The following is a 25,144-nucleotide window of genomic DNA, read 5'->3' on the forward strand; positions in this document are numbered from 1 at the left end:
TTGATATACAATTTTATATCACGAAATATGCATACGGCGTTTCCAGGCCAGCCAATGGGTTGATATATATTTTTTACCTGCAAAAATTTGCTAATTTAATTGTTGATTCTTTTTATCATCTTTACGATAACGATCACCGACGTCGGAGGCGACAATGGACACTACAATTTACGATTTTACCGGCATTGGGCTTGGGCCCTTCAATCTCGGCCTGGCTTGCCTTGCCACGCCGGTGCCTGGGCTACGGTCTGTTTTCCTCGACCGCAACCAGGGCTTCAACTGGCATCCCGGCATGCTGCTGGAGAACGCAACCTTGCAGACGCCGTTCATGGGTGATCTCGTCACTCTGGCGGATCCCACCAGCCCATTCACTTTCCTCAATTATATCAAAGAGCAGGGAAAGATTTACTCGTTTTACACACGGGAAGACTTTTTCCTTCTGCGCAACGAATACAATCTTTACTGCCAATGGGCAGCGGCCAAACTCGACAATCTGAAATTCGGTCACACAGTGAAGGATGTGAGATACGATAAGGCAGCGGCCACCTACAGGCTGACGGTTGCCGACCGTTTGGGCGGCATAAAAACTATAGAAACCCGCAAGCTCGTGGTGGGCACGGGAACATCACCATCGATACCTGCCTGCTGCCAAAAGCTGGCTCAGCACATCACCCATTCCTCACACTATCTGGCGCAGAAGAAGCAGCTTCAGGCCCGCAAATCCATTGTGATCGTGGGGAGCGGCCAGAGCGCCGCCGAGATTTATTACGATCTTCTGTCTGAGATCGACAACCACAACTATAGCCTCGACTGGGTGACGCGGTCGCCACGGTTCTTTCCACTGGACCTGACAAAGCTCAATCTAGAAATGACATCCCCTGATTACGCACGTTATTTCCACAATCTGCCAGAGGAAACGCGCGATCGGGTTTTGTACGAGCAGTCGGCGCTTTTCAAAGGCATCAATGCCAGCCTTTTGAAGGACATTTATGACCTTCTCTATCGCAAAAGCCTGAAGGGACGGGTCGAGACCAATCTCATTCCCAATAGCGAGCTGATCGATGCGCACCACGCACCCGGACGTCAGGAATTTTCGCTGGAGTTTCGGCAGCGGGAACAGGATATTACATTCACGCTCCAGACGGATGCCGTCATTCTGGCCACCGGATACGATTACAAGGAGCCGGAGCTTCTGGGCGGAATTTCCGAGCGCCTACGGCGAGACAGCAAAGGCAGGCTCGATGTCGGTGCCAATTATGCGGTGGATCATGCAGGAAACGAGGTTTTTGTTCAAAACCTGGATATTCACACCCACGGCTTCGTTGCGCCGGACCTCGGCATGGCCTGCTTGCGAAACGCGACGATCCTGCGTGAAATTGCGGGCTACGAGGTTTATGCAATTGAGCAGGACACGGCGTTCCAGACATTTGATGCGCGTGGCCTGAGCGACGTCAAATCAGCACGCGTGGTGGCGTGATGCTCAGGGTAGCTCTTCTGGTGATGACAGCCATCGCCGTTGTCAGTGACACAATGTTACTGCCGTATTATCCACAATTGTTCGCGGCCCGCTTCGGTATTTCATCCTCATTGACCGTCGGGGCATATCTTGCGTCGATATCGCTCGCGGTGATGCTTTCGTTTCCGGCCTGGGTTGCCATTGCGAAACGACGTGACACGATTGCCGTCCTCATCTGGACGCAGATCGCCGCTGCCGGTTTCAGCCTCGCGTGCTACATGGCAACGGACATTGCCAGTTTCTGGGTCTCATCGATTGTGATGGTGTGCTTCAAGGCAAGTTACCTGCTGATGTACCCTTACGTCATTGCCATGCAGCCGGTGGAAAAGCACGCCACGACAATCGGTGCGCTGGCCGTCATTGTCCATTTTGGTGGCATCATTGGTGCGGTCTCGGGTGGACATATCGTTGGTTCCTATGGCTATGCCCTGCCCTATGTCATCATGGGTTTGGGTGATGTTGTTCAGGCGGCAATCTGCGCTGTCTTGCTCAAAACAGCATCCGTGGCCCGCGCCCGCCAATCCAGCCGCGAAGATGACAAAGGCCTCATCGCGGTGACGCCCAAAGAGAGGAAAAACTTCACCTCCCTTCTCGCTGTGATGTTCGTCTATTACTTCGGATTCTACCTGTCGATGCCGTTCATGACGGTGTGGTGGCAGACCGTGGCGGGCAATGCCGTTCAAAACCTGACAGGCTTCGTCTACGCCATACCCGGCATCGTCGCTGTCGCCATATTGGCGCATGGGTTTTGGCGCGGCGGTGCAGCGCAGGTCTGGCGGCGAAATGAAACCGGTCTGGTTCTCACCAGCGCTGGTCTTGCGATACAGGCTGTGCCTGACCAGGCCTGCATCATCATCGGCCGGATCATTTATGGTATTGGCCTCTATCGGGTGACCATTGGCCTCGATGCCCTGTTTTTCGAACGTGCCCAGAAGGCACACTACGCATCCGGCTTCAGCCTTCTCAACATTGCGCGCAACAGCGGCGTGATGCTGGCTGCCCTGGTCAGCGGAATGCTGACACAGCGTTTTGGGGAAGGTCTTTCGTTTGCCGTCGCCGCAATCGTCGTGCTGGCCACGCTGCTTCTCTACCGAGCGACCTTAAGGGCAAGCCTCGGTTCACCCAGCCCCCGCCCACATCTCGCCTGACAAGGGGATTACGATGCTCAACACACAAATCTCAATCACAACGAAACGTCCGGTCGTCTTCACGCAACACCATGCGCAGATCGGCGAGCTCTCGCTCTCACCGCTTGAACCGCAAGCCGATAGCGCAAAGCTGCATGACTGGTTCACGCGCGATTATGCCCGTTTCTGGAACATGGGACATTATTCACAAAGTGAAGTCGCTTCCTTCTATGCGATGCTCAATGCCAGCGGTCATGCCGCAAGTTACATGGGTTTTTTTGAAGGCGAGCCTGCCTTTGTCGTCGAGTCCTACGATCCCCGCCATGATCAGGTTGGCAAGCATTATGCCGTCGACGATGGCGACTGGGGCATGCATTTTCTGGTCGCGCCACCGCGTCGAAAGATCAACGGCTTCACGCTTGGCATCATCCGCACGGTTTTGAGCTTCCACTTCGTCAATCCGCTCATCAAGCGGCTTGTGGTGGAGCCGGATGTTCGAAACGAAAAGGTCCACGAGCTCAATCGCAAAGTCGGCTTCGTCAGCGCACGCACCATCGAGCTTGAGGAAAAGACGGCTCTTTTGTCTTTCGCCACGCGCCAAGATTTTTACAAAACTCTCGAACAGGACATAAACGCATGAATATCTCCGCGTTCCCAACGCCTTCCTTTTCTCCCGAAAAAGCATCGGCACATCTCGGGCCGCTTGTGTGGGAGGACGTCAACAGACATCTCGTGCATAAGGCGCTGGCAGAGTTTTCCCACGAGCTTCTCCTTTCCCCCAAGCTGATTTCGAGTGAAGGCGATTGGGGGCTCTACGAGGTGCGCCCCGAAACGGAAAGTGCGACCGCCTATCGTTTCAAGGCGAGACGACTGGCGCTGGACCATTGGTCGATCAATCCTGACACCATCGAGAAAACGATTGCGGATGAGCCCGCACCGCTGGATGCGCTGTCTCTTATCCTCGAATTCGCGCCGACGCTGGGCATCAAGGAAGCCATGCTGCCGACCTATCTGGAGGAGGTGTCCACGACACTTTATGGCGCATCCTACAAACGCGAGGAGCGACATATCCCCTCCAGACAGCTTGCCGTGGCCGATTATCAGACAATCGAAGCTGGCATGACGGAGGGGCATCCGACCTTTATTGCCAACAATGGACGTATCGGCTTTGACGCCATTGATTATCGCCTCTACGCGCCGGAAGCCGCGCACCCAGTCCAGATCATATGGCTGGCCGTGAGCAAGGAGCGGGCGATCTTCACTTCTGTCACGGAACTGGACTATGCCAGCCTGATCGGCGGAGAGCTGGATGAAGCAACGCTGCAGAGCTTTGAAACACGTCTCACCCGACTTGGTCTCAACCCGGATGATTATTGGTTGATGCCGGCGCACCCGTGGCAATGGTTCAACAAACTCGCGATCACCTTTGCTGCCGATGTGGCACGGCGCTACATCGTCTGCCTCGGCTATGGCAGCGACACCTATAATGCCCAGCAGTCGATCAGAACCTTTTTCAACACGACGGACAATCGCAAGCACTATGTTAAAACCGGAATTTCCGTTCTGAATATGGGTTTCATGCGTGGCCTGTCACCCAAATACATGCGGACGACACCGGCTATCAACGAGTGGCTTGATGACCTGCTTTCTGCTGACGATTATCTGCGCCAGAACGGCTTCAGCATTCTGCGCGAAGTCGCTGCCATCGGCTACCACTATCCCTATTACGATCAGGGACTGAAGCTGGATTCTCCCTATAAGAAGATGCTCTCGGCACTCTGGCGCGAAAGCCCTCTGCCGCGCCTGCGCGCCAACGAGCGCATCATGACGATGGCGGCATTGCTGCATAGAGACAAGGAAGGCGTCTCGCTGGTGGCGGAACTGATCGCCGCTTCGGGCCTTGATGCGCAAGACTGGATAGCGGCCTATCTGAAGGCCTATCTGGCGCCCCTCATTCATTGCTTCTATCGCTACGATCTGGCGTTCATGCCGCACGGCGAAAATCTCATTCTCGTCCTTGAAGACAATGTGCCGGTGCGCGCCATCATGAAGGATATTGGAGAAGAGATAGGCATCCTGAATGGCTCAATCGAGGTGCCAGAAGAGATAGCGCGGATATCCTACACGCTGGACGAAAAGATGAAGCCGAACTGCATCTTCACCGATGTGTTTGATTGCTTCTTCCGGTATCTCTCCGCAACATTGCATGAAACGGATACGTTGCATGAAGATCGCTTCTGGAGCCTGGTTGCGGAATGCTTCCGCACTTATCAGGCCGAACATCCTGCCTATGCGGACAAATACCAACGCTACGATTTCTTCGCAGAGCGCTTCGTGCGCAATTGCCTGAACCGATTGCAGCTGAACAACAACCAGCAAATGCTGGACCTGCTGAACCCGGAAGATAGCCTGCAATATATTGGCGAACTGGAAAATCCGCTGGCGCGCTTCCGCTAGGCCCGTAACCTCGCCACGCGCTTGCCCACCTCGGACATGGCGAGATGGGCGAGCGCAATCGTAATCTTCTATCCATCATCCATTCATAAAGCAGCCATGCCTGCTTCAGGGAAGAAACGCATAGTCCTGTTGTCGCTCGCAATGAGCAATCAAACAGGAGACATATACATATGCGCTGGATAGCCAAGGCAACTGCCGTGACCGGAACTGCTCTGCTCATGACGGCCGGTGGCGTGAACGCCGTCGAGATTCACAACGGAACAATCACCGAGACTGAAGTCATCAAGACCCAGGAAGCCTGGGGCGAAGCGCTGGTTGCGATTTCACGCGAATATGAGGAGAAGGGCGTGAAATCGGCGCAGGAAATGGCCGGGAAAGTGATCGATGCGGCCTATGGCTACCAGTTGGGTCCAGTGCTCTTCAAGCCGACGCTGACGCAGGAGCCACAGACATTCCGTACCGACCGCGAGGGAGCGCTCTCCTACTTTGTCGGTCAGAACCCGAAATACCCTTCCGATACGGGGTTTGCATTGAAGGGTTGGCGGGAAGTCGACGTGAAGAACGCCGCCATTCTTCTTGATGGTGAGTTTGCGGCCACGCTTGGCAATGTCTCCTTTACCGATAAGGACGGAAAAGTAACGAAGGTCGATAAATCATGGACATTCAAAAAGGATGACCAAGGTACCATCCGTATTGTTCAGCATCATTCTTCGCTGCCTTATTCACCCAAGTAATGCAGCACCTACCGGCCTTGTTCGAGACGATAACCGATGCCACGCACAGTCGTGATGCAGGATAAACTGTCTGAAGGCCGGTCGATCTTTGCCCGCAGGCGTCGCACATAGACATCCACGACATTCGTCAGCGGATCTTCGCCTGCGCCCCAGATATTCGCCAAAATTCGTTCCCGGCTCAATACTCTGCCGGGAGTGGACATGAACAGCTCCAGAAGCGCAAGCTCCTTGGCGGTCATCGATATCTCACTTCCCTCGACGGTCACGCGCATAGACCCCCGGTCCAGTTCCAGCGGCCCGACGCACAAGGTCTTTGTTTCAAGCGGACGCAAGTCGACGGGGCGGCGCATCAGCGCCTCTATCCGTGCCAGCAGTTCTTCAAACGAAAACGGTTTGACGAGATAGTCGTCAGCGCCCATTCGCAATCCTGAAATGCGATCATTCACAGAACCCAGCGCCGTCAGCATCAAAATCGGGGCCGAGACGCCACTGGCGCGGAGCGTCTGGCAGACATCGGAGCCGTTGATGATTGGCAGCATGACATCAAGCAAGATAGCGCCGCTTGAACCAGTGTCGCGCCATGCGTGCCATAAATCATGCGCGCGTTCGATGCCACTCGGGCCATCCCTGGCAACCGTGACGCTGTAGCCTTCGGCGCGCAATCCACGTTCCAGAAAATCGGCCACTCTTGGATCGTCTTCTATCACCAGTATGTTCACTTGGGCTTCTCCACGACGAGTTCAAGGACGGCTGGGACGTGCGCCAACGGCAAGCGAAGCGTGGCTGTGGTTCCCTGCTCGCTGTCGCTCTCGAGCGAGATCGTGCCGTCATGGGCGGACGTCAAATGTCTGGCGATGGACAAGCCGAGGCCCGTGCCTTCAGGGCGGTGAAGCCTTGCATTGGCGCCGCGGAAATTGCGTTCGAAAACATGCGGCAGGGCATCGGCTTCGATGCCAATTCCGTGGTCCCGGACAACCAGTTCCCACGCGCCTGCCGTGCCACTGGACCTAACATGGACCTGACCATTCGGCGGTGAATAACGAATGGCATTATCGACCAGAATTGCGATGATCTGCCGTATGCGAAACGGGTCTGCGGACACAATCATTTCCGTATCCTCAATATCCGTGGTGATTGTGATCTTTCTCTGATTGGCCAGGGCAGCCGCGCTTAGAAGAGCTTCTTCAAGCGGGCCTGCAATATCGACCGGCTCCCTGGAGAGCGCCAATGTCTCGTCTTCGCCACGCGACATCATCAGAAGGTCGTCAATCAGACTTCCCATCTGGCTCGCGGCCTGCCCTATCCGCCGGAGTGATGCGCGATAATCATCATCCGCTTTTTGGCCGCGCAAAGCGATTTCAGCTTCGCCACGAATTGCAGTGGTGGGCGTGCGCAATTCGTGGCTAATATCGCCCAGCAGACTGCGACGACGCCCCTCCGAAGCCCGCAACCGTGATAAGGCATCTTCCAGAGCAGCCGTGCGTTCCTTGACCTGCTGCTCGAGAACGACCCTTTGGTTGGCCTCTTCGTTTCTACGAAGCAAAAGCTCTGATGCCATACGATTGATGCTGGCGGCAAAGACGCCGAACTCGTCTGATGTCGTTACCGGAATACGATGCTCCAAGTGACCGGCCTCGTAGGCTTTTGCCCCCTCTGACATCTGTTGTAATGGACGGCGAATGGCCTTTGCGACGACATAGGCAAGCCCCATGCCGATCACCGCGATGATGAGTGTCAGTGCCGCGAGGACGCGATTGAGTTGTGAGAGCGCGAGATCGGCGTTCGTACGTTTTACGCTTAGCTGCGACCTTTCTTTCACTATCGTGTTGTTGAGCACCTCGCGCAGGTCTCGCCCTGCCCCTTGATCAAAAACCATTTCTATTGAGGCCCACGCGGTGCGCGCATCATCCGCGCCCGTATGGGATCTGATGTCTTCGATGGCGGGCTTCAGCGCGATGACGCTGTCGGAGATAAGCTGCAGGGCCTCGTCACGGACATCGTCATCATCGGTGGAGGCACCCGCCAAGCGATCAAACTCGCGCGCATCCTTGCTAATTTGCCTGATCTGCTCGATGATTTCAGCCATATGCGCGCGCAGCATTTCGCCATCGCCCGGTATGTGTGGCGCGCCGATCAGCGTTCTCAAAGACCAGGCCCGCAGCCTCTGCTTGGTGGCGGAAAGCTCCAGCAAGCCGGAAAGCAGATCTCCCGCATAGCGACCACGAAGGACTTGTTGTTCCGCCTGGTTGGCAATGTGACGATTGAGAACGCCTTGGGACACGATGAGAACCGCCAGAACTGCGAATGCCGAGACCAGCCGCATAGTGAAGTCAAACCGCCTTAATTTCATAGCGCTCCATTCCGACCTGCTGGCCTTGCAGGCCAATGTGATGATAGCGGATGCGGGACTGAACATCACATACATGGATCCCGCAGTTGTCGAGCTCCTTAAAGAGGCGGAAAGTGACCTGAAGAAGGAATTGCCGAAATTCAGCGTTGCGTCGCTGATCGGTGCAATATCGATGTCTTCCACAAAAATCCGTCTCATCAACGAAACATGTTGGCGGCGCTAAAACAACGCCGCAGCGCGACGATTACCGTCGGAACACGTGTGTTCGATCTGCTCGTGACGCCGTTGAAGCAGGGCGCCAAAACCGTTGGCTTCGTCGTTGAATGGGCGGATGCCAAAGCGCGCCTGCTCAATCTCGATTACACAGCCCAGATCGCTGCCATAGGCCGCGCACAGGCCATTATCGAATTTACCGTGGATGGCCAGATCGTTAGTGCCAACGAGAACTTCACCAAGTTGATGGGCTATACCCAAAGTGAGATCATTGGCCGCCACCATAGCATCTTCGTCGACAAGACCCATTAGTCTTCGGAAGAATACAAGACGTTCTGGGCCGCTCTGCGCGAAGGCCGCTACCAGGCGGCTGAGTTCAAGCGCTTTACCAAGTCAGATAAGGAGGTCATCATCTCAGCCTCTTATAACCCGATCCTCGATATCAATGGCAAGGTGGTAAAGGTCGTAAAGTTCGCCACCGATGTCACCAGCCGGGTGCAGACAGTCAGTTCACTCGGCGACGCTCTGAAGCGTCTCTGTTCGGGTGATTTCGGCTTCGTGCTGACAGAACCCTTCGCGCCTGAATTCGAGTTTCTTCGGCATGATCTCAACCGGTCAGTTTCCCAGCTCTGCGACACTTTCAAGGAAATCTTCGTCAGTGTTGATGTGATCAACCAGGGCACGAGGGAGATCGGTCAAGGTGTCGGTGCTCTGTCCAAGCGAACCGAGAGCCAGGCGGCAAGCCTGGAGGAAACGGCAGCGGCGCTGGAGGAAATTACCGCGAATGTCAGTTCGTCTGCGCAGCGAGCCCAGGAAGCACGTGAAGTGGCTGGCTCTGCCAAAAACAATGCCGAAAAGTGCGGAGATGTGGTGGCTCAAGCCGTTGAAGCAATGAGCCGGATCGAGGATTCCTCCTCGAAGATCTCCAACATCATTGGTGTCATCGACGAGATTGCCTTCCAGATCAACCTGCTGGCCTTGAATGCTGGTGTTGAGGCGGCCCGTGCCGGGGAAGCCGGCCGAGGTTTTGCCGTTGTCGCTCAGGAGGTGCGGGAACTCGCACAGCGGTCAGCGAAAGCAGCCAAGGAGATCAAGGAGCTGATTCAGAATTCGGCTTCCGAAGTATCGACCGGCGTCAAGCTCGTGTCCGACACGGGCGGCTCCCTGCGCAACATCAGCAAGCAGATCGTTGAAATCAACGACCATGTCGTAACAATTTCCACCGCCGCGCGCGAGCAGTCGACAGGGTTGCTGGAGGTCAATGGCGCGGTCAACAGCATGGATCAAACCACGCAACAAAATGCCGCCATGGTGGAGGAAAGCAGTGCTGCCGCGTCAACGCTCGCCAGCGAAGCGACGAAGCTGGCGAGCATGATCGGCCAGTTTAATCTAGGCGACCAAAGCCGAAATGCAGGCAGCAGGCAAGCCGGTCAATACAGGTCCGACCGCGCAGCTTAAGCGGGAGACATCCTGCAATTTAAACATTTCTACGCGGTGGAGACATAAATCCATCGCGTAGAACCGCTTCATCAACGGCCCGACCAAAAGTGCCGATGAGCGTAATCGGAATCGGCTCGCCCGCTAAGTTGGGCCTTGAAGAGAGATGGCGTCCACGAGAGGATTCGAACCTCCGACCCCAGGATTCATACCACTTCGGCTTTAACCGCCGCCCGAGGGCGTTCGTGGTCTGGACTGTCCCTTCACCATGGGCCGAAGCCTTTAGGTGTTGCCCATCCAGTCTCTACACCTTCAACGGATTTCTCCGAAGCTTGGCTCGGGATTGGCATGCTGAGAGTTCAGCGAAGCGTTCCCCGAATTTGAGCAAATCGACTACACACTTTCGTTGTGCAGCCCCCAATTGATAACTAGGAATCCTGTGCTCTATCCTACTGAGCTACGTGGACATTTCGCGGTTTGGATAGCGCATTTGGCAAAGTTGGGCAACGCCATTTTGGCTTTTCTCATCATTCGCCTCTGGGATATCGCTGGTTTTCTTCCAGAACATTGAGGTCCATGTGGTTTCGCATGTAACGCTCGGAGGCTTTCTGGAGGGGTTGGTAGTCCCAGGGATAATAGGCGCCGTTGCGCAGTGCCTGGTAGACAACGCTGCGGCGGGCCTGGCTTTCGCGGACGGACGAATCGAATATGCCGAGGTCCCAGCGGTTATTTATTAGCGCCATCATGGATGCGAGCACGGCCTCATATTGCGGATCAGTGGCCAGATTGTTGCGCTCATGCGCATCGGTTTCGAGATCAAACAGCATCGGAGGGTCTTGCTCGCAAATGGTGAGTTTGTAGCGCCCGTCGCGTATCGCCACCAATGGGGCCACCGAACCCTCGGCCGCATATTCCATGGGCACTGCGCTGCGCCCTTCTGTCTGCTGAGCCAACCCGGACAAATCCTCACCATCCATCCATTGTTTCAACGATGTGATGTCCAGACCCGCGAGCGAACACAAGGTCGGCGTTACATCCAGCGTGGAAACGGGCGTTTCAACCTGCCTTGCGCTCCAGCCAGGCGCAGCGATCATCAAGGGCACGCGTGCAGATCCTTCGAAGAAGCACATCTTGAACCACAGGCCACGCTCTCCCAGCATGTCGCCATGGTCCGACAGGAAAACGATGATCGTGTCTTCATCTTGCCGCGTCCGTTTCAACACATCGAGAAGTTCGCCGATCTTGTCATCCACATAGGATATATTGGCGAAATAGCCCTGCCGTGCCCGCCGGACCTGTTCGGGCGTTATATCGAATGCGCTGTGATCGCAGGCCTCCAGCAATCTTTGTGAATGCGGATCATGCTCCACAAAAGGCAGAGCCTCAACCTGCGGGTCCAGAGCCGGGCAATTCTCATAGAGATCCCAATATTTCCGCCTTGCCACATAGGGATCATGGGGGTGGGTGAAACTGACAGTGAGGCACCAGGGGCGGTCGTCCAGTCTGCGCGACAAGTCATAGAGCTTGCGGGTTGCGTGATAGGCAACCTCGTCGTCATATTCCATCTGGTTGGTGATTTCCGCCACGCCCGCGCCCGTGACAGAGCCTAAATTGTGGTACCACCAGTCAATCCGCTCCCCAGGCTTTGTGTAATCCGGCGTCCAGCCGAAATCTGCAGGATAGATATCCGTCGTCAGCCGCTCTTCGAAGCCATGGAGCTGATCGGGCCCGACGAAATGCATCTTGCCGGACAGGCCGGTGTAATAGCCCGCAGAGCGCAAATGATGAGCATAGGTCGGGATATCCGATGCGAATTCTGCGGCATTGTCATAGACCCGCGTGCGGCTTGGCAACTGTCCGGACATGAAGGATGCCCGCGCAGGGGCGCAGAGAGGACTTGCCGTGTAGGCATTGGCAAAGCGAACGGAGCGCTTTGCCAATGCTTTCAAATGCGGCGCGTGGAGGAAATCCGCAGGCCCATCAGGAAAGAACGTTCCGTTCAACTGATCGACCATGAGGACGAGTATATTCTGACGCGCCATGTATTTATCCTGAAATCAAAGGCCCACTGAAGCCTTTACAGCGTCCACACCGGGTTTGCCATCCAGCGTGGTAACGCCGGAAAGCCACGTGTCGATGGCTTGCGGATTGGCTTTCAACCACGCTGTGGCAGCATCCGTCGCGGTCTGGCCATCCAGAATTTCGCCCATGAGCTTGTTTTCCATGCTGACATCGAATTTCAGGTTTTTCAGCAGAGCCGTGGCGTTCGGGCATTGCGTCGACCATCCGGTACGGGCCAGCGTGTAAACCTGCGCACCGCCGAAGTTCGGCCCGAAATAATCATCGCCGCCCGAGAGATACTCGATGGAGAATTTTTCGTTCATCGGGTGGGGTGCCCAGGCCAGAAAGACGATGCCCTTCTTGGATTTGCCCGCACGATCAACCTGAGACAGCATCGCCTGCTCCCCCGACTCGACCAATTCCCAGCCTTTCAGGCCAAACTTCTCATCCGCGATGATCTTCTGGATGTTCTGGTTGGCAGGCGCGCCCGGCTCGATGCCATAGATTTTCTTTTCGAACTCATCGCCATGCTTTGCCAGATCAGCAAAGTCCTTGATGCCTTTTTCTGCCATGTAAGAAGGAATGGCGAGGGTGAACTTGGCGCCCTCCAGATTCTGGCCGATGACTTCAACGGCCTTGGCAGCGTTGAGATCATCCACGAAGGATTTCTGCGCGGGCATCCAGTTGCCCAAAAACACGTCTATATCCCCGTTTTTCATGGACTGGTATCCAATGGGCACCGACAAGGTCTTGATATCCGGCTGATATCCGAGTGCTTCCAACACGACGGAAGCGACACCATTGGTGGCAGTGATATCCGTCCAGCCGGGATCACTCATGCGGATCGTCTTGCATTCAGGGGCATCGGCCGCCAGTGCAGGACTGGCGCAGGATGCGGCAAGAAAGAGAATGCCTGACGTTATCTGCCCAATACGCGAACGTTTGTTCATTGCCACCTCTCCTATTTCTGATTTTTCAATGAACAACGGATTGATCTTTGCCGTGAAGCGGATAATTTTTGATAGCTAATAAAAGGAATCCTTATGGCAGAGCGCCCTATCAACCTGGGATGGATGCGGATGCTGGAGGTTATTGGCCGACGCGGAAGCCTGACGGCCGCCGCGCAGGAGTTGGGCCTGACCCAGCCAGCGGTGAGCTATCAAATCCGCCGGCTAGAGGATGAGCTGGGCATCCGGCTTTTGAAACGGCAACACCGGGGGGTGGAACTCACGCCGGAGGGCCTGCGATTTTACGATGTCGTCAGCCGGCATGTGCTGGAGATCGATTCGCTCGCTGGCGAAATCAAGGGCGTTTCGAGACCCACCGTTCGTTTGCATACCGATTATGCTTTCTCGTCTCTCTGGCTCATTCCGCGCATGCAGGAATTCAGGGCGCAATTTCCCGACATCCATATCCAGATCACCGCAAGCCAGAACCCGCCTCGCCATCCTGCGACCGACGATGATGTGCTCGTGGTTTTCTGCTCGCGCGCCGATGCCGGGGTTGACGGAACCTTGCTGGTGCCCGAACGGGTGAGACCGATCTGTGCGCCGGGCTTTCTTGACGGGAACCCTAACGGGGTCACGCCCGACCAATTGACCGGAATGAAGCTCATCCATCTGGAGAGCTCCTGGTCATCGACGTGGTTCGACTGGTCGAGCTACCTTGCAAACATGGGCGTGGCTAGAGCCCCGGAGCATGGCCGGGGTGATATTAGTTGCAACACCTATTCGCTTGTCATTCAATCGGCCATTGGCAAGCAGGGCATCGCGCTGGGGTGGGGGGGACTTGTGGACGACCTCGTGGCAAGTGGTGCACTTGTTGGCGTTGGGCCAACCCTGCAAGCGCCCGACCGAGGATATTGGCTGGTGGGCTGCAAAGACAGGAAAGGAGCGGCGCTGAAACTCGCCGACTGGCTGCATGGGCTGGCACCGCCACAATAGTTAGCTATGACAACACCGGCTCCTTAACCTGCCGCATCCCTGAGGATTTGAGATAGGCGCTGGGGGAGCTGCCGAGCATGCGGCGAAACATGGTGGTGAAGGCAGAGACGTTTTCATAGCCCGCATCCAGCGCGACATTCGTGACGGTTTCTCCGCTTGCCAAGCGCGGCAGAGAGGCGAAAATGCAGGCTTGCTGGCGCCATGTGACGAAACTGACGCCGGTTTCCGCTCGAAATACGCGTGTGAATGTGCGGCGGCTCATGCCCAGCGTTTGCGCCCAATCATCAATGCTGGCATTGGCGGCGGGGGCGCTGAGAAAATGGCGGCAGAGGGCGGCGATGCTGGGGTGCGAGGGAAAGGGAAGACCCAGCGGCTTTTCTGGCAACTGGCTGATTTCATCCATCAGCAGTTCCATGACCAATGCGCGTCTGCGCTCACCCTTTCGTCTGGTATCCTCATCATGCACCAGTTCCGCAATAAGATTTGCCGCGAGCACCGTCACCTCGACCACGCGGGGTCTGGCCGGATTGATAACGTGAGGATGCACATAGACCGAGTGCATTTCGACTTCGCTGATGACTTCGCTTGAATGCAGCAAGCCTGCGGGAATAATGAGGCCGTGGCCCGGCGGCAGCATCCATCGGCCATCGCCCGAGCTGACGATGACGACACCGCTTCGGGCAAACCACAGCTGTGTCTTCCGATGCGAGTGAACGGGGCTTTTGAAGCCTTCCGCATAAAGCCGGCGAAGGGCCAGCAGGGATTCATTATTGCCATCGATGAAATCGAGCATCAGGTCATGCTCATCACCGCGCACGGAACTCAGAGGTTCTGCACCGACATCACTCATTTGGCCCACTCGCGTAAAAACTAGACCACAGCACAAAAGCAGGCCTCAGACAATGCGGGTACAAGGGCCAAAATTAAAATTGCCGTTACGTGCATGACATCTGGAGAGAACCCCATGGCGAGTGTGAGCAGCACGAGCTTTTCTGCTGAAAAAACGACCTTTTCCATTATAGCGGCGGCTAGCTTCTGCCACATGCTGAACGATATCATGCAGTCTCTGCTGACATCGCTTTACCCGCTGCTAAAGGAAAATTACGCGCTGGATTTCGTCCAGATCGGCCTGCTGACCTTTGCCTTTCAGGTAACAGCTTCGCTGTTGCAGCCTGCAGTGGGCATTGCAACAGACAAATGGCCGATGCCGTTTTCTCTGCCGGTTGCTATGCTTTCCACCTGCGCGGGGCTTTTTACGCTGGCCTATGCCCACAGCTTCTCGGTTCTGATCATCGGCGCCTGCCTGATCGGTATCGGCTCGGCCATTTTCCACCCTGAGGCATCGCGCGTGGCGCGCTCGGCCTCCGGCGGTCGCCACGGGCTTGCACAATCCTTCTTTCAGGTGGGTGGCAATACGGGCACGGCCATCGGGCCGCTTCTGGCTGCCTTCATCGTGCTACCAATGGGACAGCAGAGCCTCAGCTGGTTTTCGCTGATTGCGCTGGTGGGATTTGCCGTGCTGTCATGGGTCAGCGTTTGGTACAGCCGCCACCGCCGCAGCACTGCGGGCCGTGCGCCTGTGAGCCGCGCCCTCCCTTTGCCGCGCAACACGGTGATGCTGACATTGCTGGTGCTGATTATTCTGACTGCGACCAAGAACGCCTATCTTGCCAGCCTTTCCAGCTACTTCACCTTCTATACGATCGAGAAATTCGGACTTTCTGTGCAGAATGCACAATTGCTGCTGTTCCTGTTCCTCGGCGCATCGGCAGCGGGTGTGTTCTTCGGTGGGCCGATTGGTGATCGGTTCGGCTCTCGCGTCGTGATCTGGTTCTCGATCCTTGGCGTGATACCCTTTGCGCTGATGCTGCCCTATGCCAATCTGGCCTGGACCATCGTTTTCGTCGTGCTGATTGGCTTCATCTTCTCCTCCGCGTTTTCGGCCATCGTGGTGTTTGCGCAGGAACTGGTGCCGGGGCGCGTGGGGCTTATCGCGGGCATGTTCTTTGGCTTTGCCTTCGGTTTCGGCGGCATTGGTGCGGCCGTTCTGGGCGTGTTTGCCGACCGGGAAGGCATTGAGTTCGTCTACCGCATCTGCTCCTACATGCCGCTTTTGGGCCTGCTGACGGTGTTCCTGCCGCAATTGCCAAGCCGCAAACGCGCAGCGTAAAGACACGAAAAAGCCGCCCGGATGGAAATCCGGGCGGCTTTTTGTTTATGCTCTGGTATCAGGCTGCGCGCAGATGCGCGGCCAAGGGGATCTCGACATCGATTTCCAGCACGGAGACATGCTCGTCGCTGTCCATCTTGACGTGAACCTTGTCACTATCAATCTGAACGTGCTTGGCTATAACGGCGAGAATTTCCTCACGCAGCAGGGCCACCAGCTCATTGCCAGCGCCGTTGCGTTCATGGGCAAGCAGAACCTGTAACCGTTCCCGGGCAAGAGGTGCCGATTTCTGTTTGCGGAAAAGGTTGAAAATGCTCATGCGGCCCTCCCGAAGAACTTGGCGAAGATGCCACGCTTTTCGCCAGGGATGGTCATGGGAATGTCTTCTCCACGCAGACGGCGGGCCGCATCAAAATACGCCATGGCTGGCGGTGACTTGGCATCGGCCAGCGTAACCGGGGCACCAACGTTGGATGCGCGCAGAACGTCCATGCTTTCTGGAATGATGCCAATCAACGGAATGGACAGGATTTCCAGCACGTCTTCGACCTTAAGCATATCGCCACGCTCGGCACGCGCCGAATCGTAACGGGTCAGCAACAGGTGCTTTTCCATGCGCTCGCCGCGTTCAGCCTTGAGCGTTTTGGAGTCCAGCAGGCCGATGATGCGATCGGAATCTCGCACGGACGAGACTTCCGGGTTGGTAACGACAACGGCCACATCCGCATGGCGCATGGCAAGTGTTGCGCCGCGCTCGATGCCAGCAGGGCTATCGCAGATGACCCAGTCAAAATGCTTCTTCAGTTCGCCGATGACCCATTCGACACCTTCAGGCGTCAGATTGTCTTTGTCGCGTGTTTGCGAGGCCGGGAGCAAGAACAGGGTATCGAGGCGCTTGTCGCGGATCAGCGCCTGGGTAAGCTTCGCATCACCCTGGATGACGTTGACCAGATCATACACGACGCGGCGTTCCGCACCCATAACCAGATCGAGATTGCGCAGACCGACATCGAAATCCACGACGACGACCTTCTCGTTATTCTGTGCCAGCGCTGCACCGAGCGCGGCAGTCGATGTGGTTTTGCCCACGCCTCCCTTGCCGGACGTAACGACAACTACCTTCCCCATACTGCTCTCCTGTTCGCTTTGCCGCATGCGGCTTATTTGAGTTTGTCCGCTTTGATCGTGTCATCTTCCAGCCAGAGCTGGACGGCCTGACCGCGAAATTTCGGATCGATATCTTCAGCAACCTTGTAGACGCCATCGATGGCAAGCAGCTCTGCCTCCAGCTTCTTGCAGAAAATCCGCGCAGAAGCATTGCCGAGGGAACCGGCCATGGCGCGGCCACGGAGGGCGCCATAAATGTGGATTGAGCCACCCGCGATAACCTCTGCACCCGATGCCACCGACCCAACCACCGTCACATCACCCTCAGGGAAGACGATGGACTGGCCGGAGCGGACCGGTTCGCTGATCATCAACGACTGCACCACGCTACGGATTTCCGTCACCGCCGGGCGGACCGGTTCATCGGCAACCTCGACGGTGGCGAGCGAGACCGGCTCGACATCCGAGGCGGCCTTACCACCCTTCAACGCTGGCGGCATGCCAGGCTCGACCATGGATGGGCGCGCACCCTCGATGCCCATGATGGCCACGTTACGGGCGAAAAGCTCTGCCAGCAAAGCTTTCAGCCCGGCCTTGTCCAGCTTCAACTCCGCCACATCCAGCACAACCGGGCGCGACAGAAAGAACCCGGCAGACCGTGCTGCCAGATCGTCAAGCCGCTCCAGCCAGTTATCCAAAGGCTGTTCGGGCGAAAGCACGACCGCAAGAAACGAGCGGCCTTTGATACGGATTGAACGTGAGGTGTCTGTTAGCACTTTGGTCATCTTGGTAAACAAATCATTGATATTAGGTAGCGTAGATACGGTTAACAAATGGTTAACAAGCCCTGTTTCGCACCACTGAAATTAACCCCACGACAGCCTTGACAACGCCGGATTTAACGCAGCCAAAAAGCGGGCATAGTGCTGAAATTCCATGTGATTCTGTTTTCGCTTGTTGCAAGCGATGACAGCTTTCCTCACTCGCATGAGCCCTCCCATCGGCTGTTAGGTTAGGTGCGGTTACACGTTAGAAAAATATTCCAAAAAGCTGCATCTTTTTGCGTCTTTCTGCCGTTTAAACGGGCAGGAATTGTGAGAAGACATCACAAGAAAATCCTGAAAGGCACATCATGAACTGGCTCAAGACAATCACCACCGCTGCGGCAATCAATGCTGCAATGTTCGCACCGACTTTTGCAGGCGAAAACCTTGACCAGATCAAGTCCGCAGGCGTTCTGAAGATCGGCACCGAAGGCACCTACGCGCCCTTCACGTTCCACGATGCAGCCAACAAGCTTGTTGGTTTCGACGTGGAAATTGGCGAAGCCGTTGCCAAGAAGCTTGGCGTGAAAGCCGAATTCGTGGAAGGCAAATGGGACGGCCTGATCGCTGGTCTGGATGCCAAGCGTTATGACGCGGTCATCAATCAGGTTGGCATTACCGAAGCGCGCAAGCAGAAATATGCGTTTTCAGAGCCCTACATTGCCTCCAAGGCCGTGCTGATCGTCAGTGAGAAAAACACCGACATCAAGGATTTTGCGGATCTGAAAGGCAAGAAGTCGGCGCAATCGCTGAGCAGCAACTTTGGCAAGATTGCCACGGAAGCCGGTGCTGAACTGGTTGGTACTGACGGTTTCGACCAGTCGATCCAGCTGGTTCTGACGGGACGCGCCGATTCGACCATCAATGACAGCCTCTCCTTCCTTGATTTTAAGAAGAAGCAGCCACAGGCACCGGTCAAGATCGTGGCTGAAAAGCCAGGTGCCGACTATTCCGGCATCATCGTGCGCAAGGGTGATGACGAGCTGGTTGCTTCGATCAACAAGGCGCTGGCTGACATCAAGGCCGACGGCACCTATAAGGTTATTTCCGACAAGTATTTCGGTCAGGACGTTTCCAAATAAGCTGATGTGAAGCCTGTTCTCCACGCGCGAAACAGGCCATTATCCAGCAATATAACGAGTCCGGCGCATGGCGCCGGATTTCGCGTTTTCTGAAGGGGTTTGCCGTGCCGCACTGGCTTCAACTGATGATGGATTCTTTGCCAACGCTGCTCTGGGCAGGGGTGAAGTTTACCATTCCGCTCACACTTCTGTCGTTTGCGTTCGGATTGACCCTTGGTCTTGCCACGGCCGTGGCGCGGTTGTTCGGCCCTGCCCCGCTGCGTTTGCTCGCAAGGTTCTATGTCTGGGTGATCCGGGGCACGCCATTGCTGGTGCAACTTTTCGTTATCTTCTACGGCCTGCCCAGCATCGGTATTCTGCTCGATGCCTTTCCGGCAGCCTTGATCGGCTTCACACTGAATGTCGGCGCCTACACGTCCGAAATCATCCGCGCTGCAATCTCATCCGTTCCGAAGGGCCAGTGGGAAGCCGCTTTCTCCACGGGCATGAACTGGCGTCAGGCCATGCAGCGGACGATCCTTCCACAAGCCAGCCGCGTAGCAGTGCCGCCTCTCTCCAACACGTTCATCTCGCTGGTGAAAGATACCTCGCTTGCAGCCGCTATTACCGTGCCAGAACTGTTTCAATCCGCGCAACGCATCGTCGCCACCACCTATGAGCCGCTCATTCTCTATATTCTGGCGGCTCTCATCTACCTCGTCTTGAGTTCTGTCCTCTCGACATTGCAGGCACGGCTTGAAGTGCGGTTTGCACGGTATGGCGGCATAATGGAGAACAGCCGATGATCGAGCTTTCCAATATTGAAAAACGCTTTGGCGATGCGGTCATTCTGAAAGACATCTCGCTGAGCTTTCCAGACGGCAGCGTTACGGCACTTGTTGGGCCATCGGGTGGCGGCAAGAGCACGCTGCTGCGCTGCATCAACCTGCTGGAACTGCCGACAGAGGGAACGGTGCGCATTGGCGACGACGCGACGAGTTTTACCGCAGGCGCTAAAGTTTCATGGCAATCGATCCAGAAAATCCGCCGTCAGACCGGCATGGTGTTTCAGAACTTCCAGCTGTTTCCGCATCGCACCGCGATTGAAAATGTGATGGAAGGCCTGCTGATCGTTCAGAAATGGTCCCGTGAGAAAGCACGCGAACGCGCCATGGAGCTTCTGACAAAGGTCGGCATGGAGCACAAGGCCGATGCGTGGCCAGCCAATCTTTCCGGCGGGCAGCAGCAGCGCGTGGCAATTGCGCGGGCACTTGGCCCATCTCCACAGGTGCTGCTCTGCGACGAGCCGACGTCTGCGCTCGACCCTGAGCTTTCCGAGGAAGTGGTTGATGTGCTGGGCCAGCTTGCGCGCGAGGGCACGACAATGGTGATGGCAACGCATGATCTGCGTCTTGCATCGCGCATTGCCAACAATGTGGTGTTTCTGGAAGCGGGCAAAGTGGTTGAGACCGGTTCATCCGATGCGATATTCCGCGCACCGAGCCAGGAACGCACGCGCCGCTTCGTTTCATCGATCAACGCGGCACAGACAATTTGAACCGATAAAAATCGGCATTCGAGACCATCGTAGACTGTTTTCAATTCAGGATTTGATATCTAAGTCAGGGGGAGAAGACATTCGCATGGGGAGGCTGCATGCCGACGGTTCTTGAAGAAGTGGAAGCGCGCCGCGCACAGGCCAGATTGGGCGGCGGGCAGAAGCGCATCGATGCGCAACACGCCAAGGGCAAACTGACGGCGCGGGAACGCATCGAAGTGCTGCTCGACGAAGGCTCCTTCGAAGAATACGACATGTATGTGACTCACCGTGCTGTGGATTTCGGCATGGCCGAACAGAAGGTTGCGGGCGATGGCGTGGTCACCGGCTGGGGCACCATCAACGGCCGTCAGGTCTATGTGTTCAGTCAGGATTTCACCGTTCTGGGCGGCTCGCTTTCCGAAACCCATGCGCAGAAGATATGCAAGGTCATGGATATGGCTGTGCGGGTTGGCGCGCCCATCATCGGCCTTAACGACAGTGGCGGGGCGCGCATTCAGGAAGGCGTTGCGTCTCTGGCGGGCTATGCCGAGGTGTTCCGGCGCAATGCCGAATGCTCTGGCGTGATTCCGCAAATTTCCGTCATCATGGGCCCTTGCGCGGGTGGCGCGGTCTATTCGCCTGCCATGACCGACTTCATCTTCATGGTTCGTGACACCTCCTACATGTTCGTCACCGGGCCGGATGTGGTGAAGACGGTGACCAATGAGATCGTCACGGCGGAAGAACTGGGCGGGGCATCCACCCACACGAAAAAATCATCCGTTGCCGATGGTGCTTATGACAATGACATCGAAGCGCTGGAGGCCGTTCGCGCGCTTTTCGATTTTCTGCCGCTCAACAACCGCGAGAAGGCACCGACGAGACCATTTCATGATGATCCCGCCCGGCTGGAACAGCGGCTGGATACGCTGATCCCCGACAGCTCCGCCAAGCCTTATGACATGAAGGAGCTTATCCACGCGCTGGCAGACGAAGGCGATTTCTTCGAAATACAGGAAGCCTTTGCGAAGAACATCCTGACCGGCTTCATCCGCCTGGAAGGCCAGACCGTGGGCGTTGTGGCCAACCAGCCCATGGTGCTTGCCGGTTGCCTCGATATCGACAGCTCCCGGAAGGCGGCACGTTTTGTACGGTTCTGCGATGCTTTCAGCATTCCGCTGCTGACGCTGGTTGATGTGCCCGGCTTTCTGCCCGGTGTGGCGCAGGAATATGGTGGCGTTATCAAGCACGGCGCAAAGCTTCTGTTTGCCTATTCGGAAGCGACGGTGCCGATGGTGACGCTGATTACCCGCAAGGCCTATGGCGGCGCCTATGATGTGATGGCATCAAAACATATTGGTGCCGATGTGAATTATGCGTGGCCGACAGCGGAAATTGCCGTGATGGGGGCAAAGGGCGCGGCGGAAATTCTTTACCGATCCGAACTTTCAGACCCGGAAAAGATCGCCGCCCGCAGCAAGGAGTATGAGGAGCGGTTTGCCAACCCGTTTGTTGCCGCAGAGCGCGGCTTCATCGATGAGGTTATCATGCCGCACTCATCCCGACGCCGCATTGCCCGCGCGTTCGCATCGCTGCGCAACAAGCAGGTGACGACGCATTGGAAGAAACACGACACGATTCCGCTGTGAGGAACACCAGATGATCCAGAAAATCCTCATTGCCAACCGTGGCGAAATTGCCTGCCGTGTTATCCGCACGGCGAAAGCCATGGGCATCAAGACTGTGGCGGTTTTTTCCGATGCCGATGCCAATGCGCTGCATGTGCGGGAGGCTGACGAGGCCGTGCATATCGGCCCCGCCCCTTCCAACCAGTCCTATATCGTCATCGATAAAATCCTCGACGCAATCAGGCAGACCGGCGCGGATGCGGTGCATCCCGGCTACGGATTTCTCTCCGAGAACGCGAGCTTTGCTGCTGCTCTCGAAAAGGCTGGCGTGATTTTTATCGGACCGCCGGTGAAGGCCATCGAGGCGATGGGAGACAAGATTACCTCGAAGAAGCTGGCGCAGGCCGCGGGCGTTTCTACCGTTCCCGGGCATATGGGGCTGATCGAGGATGCGGACGAGGCTGTGAAGATTGCGTCGTCCATCGGTTATCCCGTGATGATCAAGGCCTCTGCGGGCGGTGGCGGCAAGGGCATGCGCATTGCCTGGAACGATGCCGAAGCGCGTGAGGGCTTCCAGTCCTCCAAAAACGAGGCGACGGCCTCTTTCGGCGATGACCGCATTTTCATCGAGAAATTCGTCAACCAGCCGCGCCATATCGAGATTCAAGTGCTGGGCGACAAGCACGGCACGGTGCTCTACCTCGGAGAGCGGGAATGCTCGATACAGCGTCGCAACCAGAAAGTCATTGAGGAAGCGCCTTCGCCGTTTCTGGATGAGGCGACCCGCAAAGCCATGGGCGAACAGGCTGTCGCGCTGGCGCAAGCCGTGGGCTATCATTCCGCTGGCACGGTTGAATTCATCGTGGATGGCGAACGCAATTTCTACTTTCTGGAAATGAACACCCGCCTGCAGGTGGAGCATCCGGTAACGGAACTTGTCACCGGCATCGACCTTGTGGAGCAGATGATCCGCGTCGCCTCCGGGGAAAAGCTCTCCTTTGCGCAGAGCGATGTGACGCTGAACGGCTGGGCTATTGAGAGCCGCCTTTATGCGGAAGATCCCTACCGCAACTTCCTGCCATCCATTGGCCGGTTGAGCCGCTACCGGCCACCCAAGGAAGGGCCCCAGCCGGATGGGACTGTTATCCGCAACGACACCGGCGTGTTCGAAGGCGGTGAAATTTCCATGTATTACGACCCCATGATTGCCAAGCTGTGCACATGGGCACCAAGCCGCCTCGCCGCTATCGATGCGATGGGAGAGGCGCTGGACCGGTTCGAGGTTGAAGGCATTGGCCACAATCTACCGTTCCTTTCTACCGTCATGCAGAACCCGCGCTTCCGGGAAGGAAACCTGACGACAGGCTTTATTGCCGAAGAGTTTCCGGACGGTTTTGCATCCATTGAGCCGCAGGATGATGCGGCCAGAAAGCTGGCGGCCATTGCGGCCATCATTCACCACCGCACCCAGATGCGTGCGGTGCAGATATCAGGCACCATTGGCAACCATTGCCGGGTTGTGGGGGATGACTGGGTCGTTTCACTCGGCAAGGCGGATCATCGCATATCTCTTCATAGCGAAGGCCATGCGGTCTCAGTGCTGTTTGCAGATGGGGCTACGCTGAACGTTGAAACGAACTGGACGCCGGGGCAGACCTTGCAGCTGTTCAGCGTTGACGGGCAGAGGATGGCGGTCAAAATCGACCTGTCGGTTTCCACAATCCGGCTTCGTTGGCAGGGCATGGATCTGGCGGCTCGGGTGCGCAGCCCCCGCGTGGCCGAGCTGGCACTGTTAATGCCGGTGAAAGTGCCGCCGGATACGTCAAAGCTTCTGCTTTGCCCGATGCCGGGTGTCGTGACCTCCATTTCTGTGCAGGAAGGTGATCAGGTCGAGGCGGGACAGGCACTGGCGACAGTCGAGGCAATGAAGATGGAGAATATTCTTCGCGCAGAACGGCAGGGCCAGGTGAAGACAATTGCCGTGCGTGCGGGCGACAGCCTTGCAGTCGATGCGGTGATTTTGGAGTTTGAATAGGTTCGCGGATCGTTTTAAACAGGCATTGCTTTTTGCCTGACACCAAAGGACCCATCATGCCCAGCGCAACTGACCGCATCGTTTATCTCAACGGTGAATTTCTGCCCGAATCCGAAGCCAAATTGTCGATCTTTGACCGCGGCTTCCTGTTTGGAGATGGCATCTATGAGGTGACATCCGTGATGGAGGGCAAGCTCATCGACAGCGATTTGCACATGGCACGTCTGAAGCGCAGCGCTGGTGAAATCGATATTCCTCTGCCTGTCACGACCGAGCAGGTCGTTGAAGCCGAGCGGCGCCTGATCAAGGACAACAATCTAATCGAAGGCCTGATCTACCTGCAACTGACGCGCGGGGCGGAAGATCGTAACTTTCTGTTCGCGGATGATCTGGCCCCGACGCTTGTCATGTTCACGCAGGCCAAAAAGCTTGTCGGCAACCCGCAGGAAGAAACCGGACTTTCGGTCAAATCCGTTCCAGATCAACGCTGGGCACGGCGCGATATCAAATCCGTATGCCTCCTGCCTCAGGTTATGGCGAAGCGCATCGCGAAAGCCGAAGGCTGTGATGAGGCATGGATGATCGAGGACGGCTTCGTAACCGAGGGTGCCTCGTCCACGGCCTATATCATCACCGCAGACCGGAAGCTGGTGACTCGTGGCAACAGCAACAAGACATTGCCGGGCTGCACCCGTCAGGCCGCGCTTGATCTTGTCGAAGAAGCAGGCCTGACGCTCGAAGAACGACCCTTCACGCTTCAGGAAGCGATGGACGCACAGGAAGCCGTGCTAACGAGTGCGGGCAACTTTGTGATGCCCGTCACGAAGATTGACGGCAAGCCGGTGGGTGATGGCAAGCCCGGCCCGCTGGTGAAGCGTCTGCGCGACCTTTACCTCGAAAACGCCCGCCGCACAGCGATCTGAAAACATCAGGCGCTCAAT

General features: G+C 56.4%; 23 protein-coding genes. 15 read left to right on the forward strand and 8 right to left on the reverse strand.

The window, feature by feature from the left end; translation table 11 throughout:
• Positions 1-154: 154 nt before the first annotated feature.
• The 5 genes from ACQZ51_RS12595 to ACQZ51_RS12615 all read left to right on the forward strand — a co-directional run bounded on the left by ACQZ51_RS12595 (position 155) and on the right by ACQZ51_RS12615 (position 5,834).
• Positions 155-1,477: a lysine N(6)-hydroxylase/L-ornithine N(5)-oxygenase family protein gene (locus ACQZ51_RS12595; RefSeq protein WP_448777651.1), complete on the forward strand. Its 1,323-nt coding sequence runs from the start codon at positions 155-157 to the stop codon at positions 1,475-1,477.
• Entirely contained in the window at positions 1,477-2,664 is a 1,188-nt protein-coding gene (locus ACQZ51_RS12600) for an MFS transporter (RefSeq protein ID WP_448777653.1), read from the forward strand. Before ACQZ51_RS12595 ends, ACQZ51_RS12600 begins: the two co-directional genes overlap by 1 nt.
• 13 nt (positions 2,665-2,677) lie before the next feature.
• A complete protein-coding gene (locus ACQZ51_RS12605) occupies positions 2,678-3,283 on the forward strand; it encodes a GNAT family N-acetyltransferase (protein ID WP_448777654.1) in 606 nt (201 codons plus the stop codon).
• A complete protein-coding gene (locus tag ACQZ51_RS12610; RefSeq protein WP_448777656.1) occupies positions 3,280-5,100 on the forward strand; it encodes an IucA/IucC family protein in 1,821 nt (606 codons plus the stop codon). The genes ACQZ51_RS12605 and ACQZ51_RS12610 overlap by 4 nt, the downstream gene beginning before the upstream one ends.
• A gap of 170 nt (positions 5,101-5,270) precedes the next feature.
• Positions 5,271-5,834: a hypothetical protein gene (locus ACQZ51_RS12615; RefSeq protein WP_448777658.1), complete on the forward strand. Its 564-nt coding sequence runs from the start codon at positions 5,271-5,273 to the stop codon at positions 5,832-5,834.
• An 8-nt stretch (positions 5,835-5,842) separates the two neighbouring features.
• Here ACQZ51_RS12615 and ACQZ51_RS12620 read toward each other — a convergent pair whose 3' ends face one another.
• Positions 5,843-6,553, reverse strand: coding sequence for a response regulator transcription factor (locus tag ACQZ51_RS12620; RefSeq protein ID WP_448777660.1), 711 nt, complete (start codon positions 6,551-6,553; stop codon positions 5,843-5,845).
• Positions 6,550-8,382, reverse strand: a complete 1,833-nt coding sequence (locus tag ACQZ51_RS12625) for an ATP-binding protein (RefSeq protein WP_448777661.1) — start codon at positions 8,380-8,382, stop codon at positions 6,550-6,552. Before ACQZ51_RS12625 ends, ACQZ51_RS12620 begins: the two co-directional genes overlap by 4 nt.
• Positions 8,383-8,445: 63 nt before the next feature.
• On the opposite strand from ACQZ51_RS12625, the gene ACQZ51_RS12630 reads away from it, so the two are divergent.
• Positions 8,446-8,709: a PAS domain S-box protein gene (locus ACQZ51_RS12630; protein ID WP_448777663.1), complete on the forward strand. Its 264-nt coding sequence runs from the start codon at positions 8,446-8,448 to the stop codon at positions 8,707-8,709.
• A 141-nt stretch (positions 8,710-8,850) separates the two neighbouring features.
• Entirely contained in the window at positions 8,851-9,855 is a 1,005-nt protein-coding gene (locus tag ACQZ51_RS12635; RefSeq protein ID WP_448777665.1) for a methyl-accepting chemotaxis protein, read from the forward strand.
• A gap of 506 nt (positions 9,856-10,361) precedes the next feature.
• Here ACQZ51_RS12635 and betC read toward each other — a convergent pair.
• Positions 10,362-11,876, reverse strand: coding sequence for a choline-sulfatase (gene betC, locus ACQZ51_RS12640; RefSeq protein WP_448777667.1), 1,515 nt, complete (start codon positions 11,874-11,876; stop codon positions 10,362-10,364).
• A gap of 15 nt (positions 11,877-11,891) precedes the next feature.
• Positions 11,892-12,845 carry a choline ABC transporter substrate-binding protein gene (locus ACQZ51_RS12645; RefSeq protein ID WP_448777669.1) on the reverse strand — a complete coding sequence of 318 codons (954 nt, stop codon included), beginning with the start codon at positions 12,843-12,845 and terminating at the stop codon, positions 11,892-11,894.
• 93 nt (positions 12,846-12,938) lie between these two features.
• Between ACQZ51_RS12645 and ACQZ51_RS12650 the strand changes: the two genes are divergently transcribed.
• Positions 12,939-13,838: a choline sulfate utilization transcriptional regulator gene (locus ACQZ51_RS12650; protein WP_448777671.1), complete on the forward strand. Its 900-nt coding sequence runs from the start codon at positions 12,939-12,941 to the stop codon at positions 13,836-13,838.
• A 4-nt stretch (positions 13,839-13,842) separates the two neighbouring features.
• Here the strand turns inward: ACQZ51_RS12650 and ACQZ51_RS12655 are convergent, their stop codons facing one another.
• Positions 13,843-14,688, reverse strand: coding sequence for an AraC family transcriptional regulator (locus tag ACQZ51_RS12655; RefSeq protein WP_448777672.1), 846 nt, complete (start codon positions 14,686-14,688; stop codon positions 13,843-13,845).
• Between the two features lie 114 nt (positions 14,689-14,802).
• Between ACQZ51_RS12655 and ACQZ51_RS12660 the strand changes: the two genes are divergently transcribed.
• Positions 14,803-16,008 (forward strand): MFS transporter, encoded by a 1,206-nt coding sequence (locus ACQZ51_RS12660; protein WP_448777674.1) that lies wholly within the window; start codon positions 14,803-14,805, stop codon positions 16,006-16,008.
• A gap of 58 nt (positions 16,009-16,066) precedes the next feature.
• Here ACQZ51_RS12660 and minE read toward each other — a convergent pair whose 3' ends face one another.
• Genes minE through minC form a run of 3 tightly spaced genes read right to left on the reverse strand, consistent with a single transcriptional unit; the run spans position 16,067 to position 17,900 of the window.
• A complete protein-coding gene (minE, locus tag ACQZ51_RS12665) occupies positions 16,067-16,327 on the reverse strand; it encodes a cell division topological specificity factor MinE (protein WP_042616439.1) in 261 nt (86 codons plus the stop codon).
• Entirely contained in the window at positions 16,324-17,136 is an 813-nt protein-coding gene (gene minD, locus ACQZ51_RS12670; protein WP_042616440.1) for a septum site-determining protein MinD, read from the reverse strand. Before minD ends, minE begins: the two co-directional genes overlap by 4 nt.
• Positions 17,137-17,168: 32 nt before the next feature.
• Positions 17,169-17,900: a septum site-determining protein MinC gene (gene minC / locus ACQZ51_RS12675; protein ID WP_448777676.1), complete on the reverse strand. Its 732-nt coding sequence runs from the start codon at positions 17,898-17,900 to the stop codon at positions 17,169-17,171.
• A gap of 347 nt (positions 17,901-18,247) precedes the next feature.
• Between minC and ACQZ51_RS12680 the strand changes: the two genes are divergently transcribed.
• The 6 genes from ACQZ51_RS12680 (at position 18,248) to ACQZ51_RS12705 (ending at position 25,126) form a co-directional block, all read left to right on the forward strand.
• Entirely contained in the window at positions 18,248-19,021 is a 774-nt protein-coding gene (locus ACQZ51_RS12680) for an amino acid ABC transporter substrate-binding protein (RefSeq protein ID WP_042616442.1), read from the forward strand.
• A 104-nt stretch (positions 19,022-19,125) separates the two neighbouring features.
• Positions 19,126-19,806, forward strand: a complete 681-nt coding sequence (locus ACQZ51_RS12685) for an amino acid ABC transporter permease (RefSeq protein ID WP_243257679.1) — start codon at positions 19,126-19,128, stop codon at positions 19,804-19,806.
• Positions 19,803-20,558 carry an amino acid ABC transporter ATP-binding protein gene (locus ACQZ51_RS12690; RefSeq protein WP_448777679.1) on the forward strand — a complete coding sequence of 252 codons (756 nt, stop codon included), beginning with the start codon at positions 19,803-19,805 and terminating at the stop codon, positions 20,556-20,558. The genes ACQZ51_RS12685 and ACQZ51_RS12690 overlap by 4 nt, the downstream gene beginning before the upstream one ends.
• Positions 20,559-20,656: 98 nt before the next feature.
• Entirely contained in the window at positions 20,657-22,189 is a 1,533-nt protein-coding gene (locus tag ACQZ51_RS12695; protein ID WP_448777681.1) for an acyl-CoA carboxylase subunit beta, read from the forward strand.
• A gap of 10 nt (positions 22,190-22,199) precedes the next feature.
• A complete protein-coding gene (locus ACQZ51_RS12700; RefSeq protein WP_448777683.1) occupies positions 22,200-24,203 on the forward strand; it encodes an acetyl-CoA carboxylase biotin carboxylase subunit in 2,004 nt (667 codons plus the stop codon).
• A 56-nt stretch (positions 24,204-24,259) separates the two neighbouring features.
• On the forward strand, positions 24,260-25,126 hold the full coding sequence (locus tag ACQZ51_RS12705) for a D-amino-acid transaminase (protein ID WP_448777684.1): 867 nt from the start codon (positions 24,260-24,262) through the stop codon (positions 25,124-25,126).
• Positions 25,127-25,144: the final 18 nt, after the last annotated feature.

The organism is Agrobacterium sp. CG674, from assembly GCF_053521645.1.

Excerpts from the sequence above, each read along its gene's own strand:
- ACQZ51_RS12680 (WP_042616442.1), top strand. The coding sequence starts at position 18,248 with ATGAACTGGCTCAAGACAATCACCACCGCTGCGGCAATCAATGCTGCA.
- minC (WP_448777676.1), bottom strand. The coding sequence starts at position 17,900 with ATGACCAAAGTGCTAACAGACACCTCACGTTCAATCCGTATCAAAGGC.
- ACQZ51_RS12615 (WP_448777658.1), top strand. The coding sequence starts at position 5,271 with ATGCGCTGGATAGCCAAGGCAACTGCCGTGACCGGAACTGCTCTGCTC.
- minE (WP_042616439.1), bottom strand. The coding sequence starts at position 16,327 with ATGAGCATTTTCAACCTTTTCCGCAAACAGAAATCGGCACCTCTTGCC.
- ACQZ51_RS12660 (WP_448777674.1), top strand. The coding sequence starts at position 14,803 with ATGGCGAGTGTGAGCAGCACGAGCTTTTCTGCTGAAAAAACGACCTTT.
- ACQZ51_RS12605 (WP_448777654.1), top strand. The coding sequence starts at position 2,678 with ATGCTCAACACACAAATCTCAATCACAACGAAACGTCCGGTCGTCTTC.
- minD (WP_042616440.1), bottom strand. The coding sequence starts at position 17,136 with ATGGGGAAGGTAGTTGTCGTTACGTCCGGCAAGGGAGGCGTGGGCAAA.
- ACQZ51_RS12610 (WP_448777656.1), top strand. The coding sequence starts at position 3,280 with ATGAATATCTCCGCGTTCCCAACGCCTTCCTTTTCTCCCGAAAAAGCA.
- ACQZ51_RS12645 (WP_448777669.1), bottom strand. The coding sequence starts at position 12,845 with ATGAACAAACGTTCGCGTATTGGGCAGATAACGTCAGGCATTCTCTTT.
- ACQZ51_RS12700 (WP_448777683.1), top strand. The coding sequence starts at position 22,200 with ATGATCCAGAAAATCCTCATTGCCAACCGTGGCGAAATTGCCTGCCGT.
- ACQZ51_RS12650 (WP_448777671.1), top strand. The coding sequence starts at position 12,939 with ATGGCAGAGCGCCCTATCAACCTGGGATGGATGCGGATGCTGGAGGTT.
- betC (WP_448777667.1), bottom strand. The coding sequence starts at position 11,876 with ATGGCGCGTCAGAATATACTCGTCCTCATGGTCGATCAGTTGAACGGA.
- ACQZ51_RS12695 (WP_448777681.1), top strand. The coding sequence starts at position 20,657 with ATGCCGACGGTTCTTGAAGAAGTGGAAGCGCGCCGCGCACAGGCCAGA.
- ACQZ51_RS12625 (WP_448777661.1), bottom strand. The coding sequence starts at position 8,382 with ATGAGACGGATTTTTGTGGAAGACATCGATATTGCACCGATCAGCGAC.
- ACQZ51_RS12655 (WP_448777672.1), bottom strand. The coding sequence starts at position 14,688 with ATGAGTGATGTCGGTGCAGAACCTCTGAGTTCCGTGCGCGGTGATGAG.
- ACQZ51_RS12705 (WP_448777684.1), top strand. The coding sequence starts at position 24,260 with ATGCCCAGCGCAACTGACCGCATCGTTTATCTCAACGGTGAATTTCTG.
- ACQZ51_RS12595 (WP_448777651.1), top strand. The coding sequence starts at position 155 with ATGGACACTACAATTTACGATTTTACCGGCATTGGGCTTGGGCCCTTC.
- ACQZ51_RS12690 (WP_448777679.1), top strand. The coding sequence starts at position 19,803 with ATGATCGAGCTTTCCAATATTGAAAAACGCTTTGGCGATGCGGTCATT.
- ACQZ51_RS12600 (WP_448777653.1), top strand. The coding sequence starts at position 1,477 with ATGCTCAGGGTAGCTCTTCTGGTGATGACAGCCATCGCCGTTGTCAGT.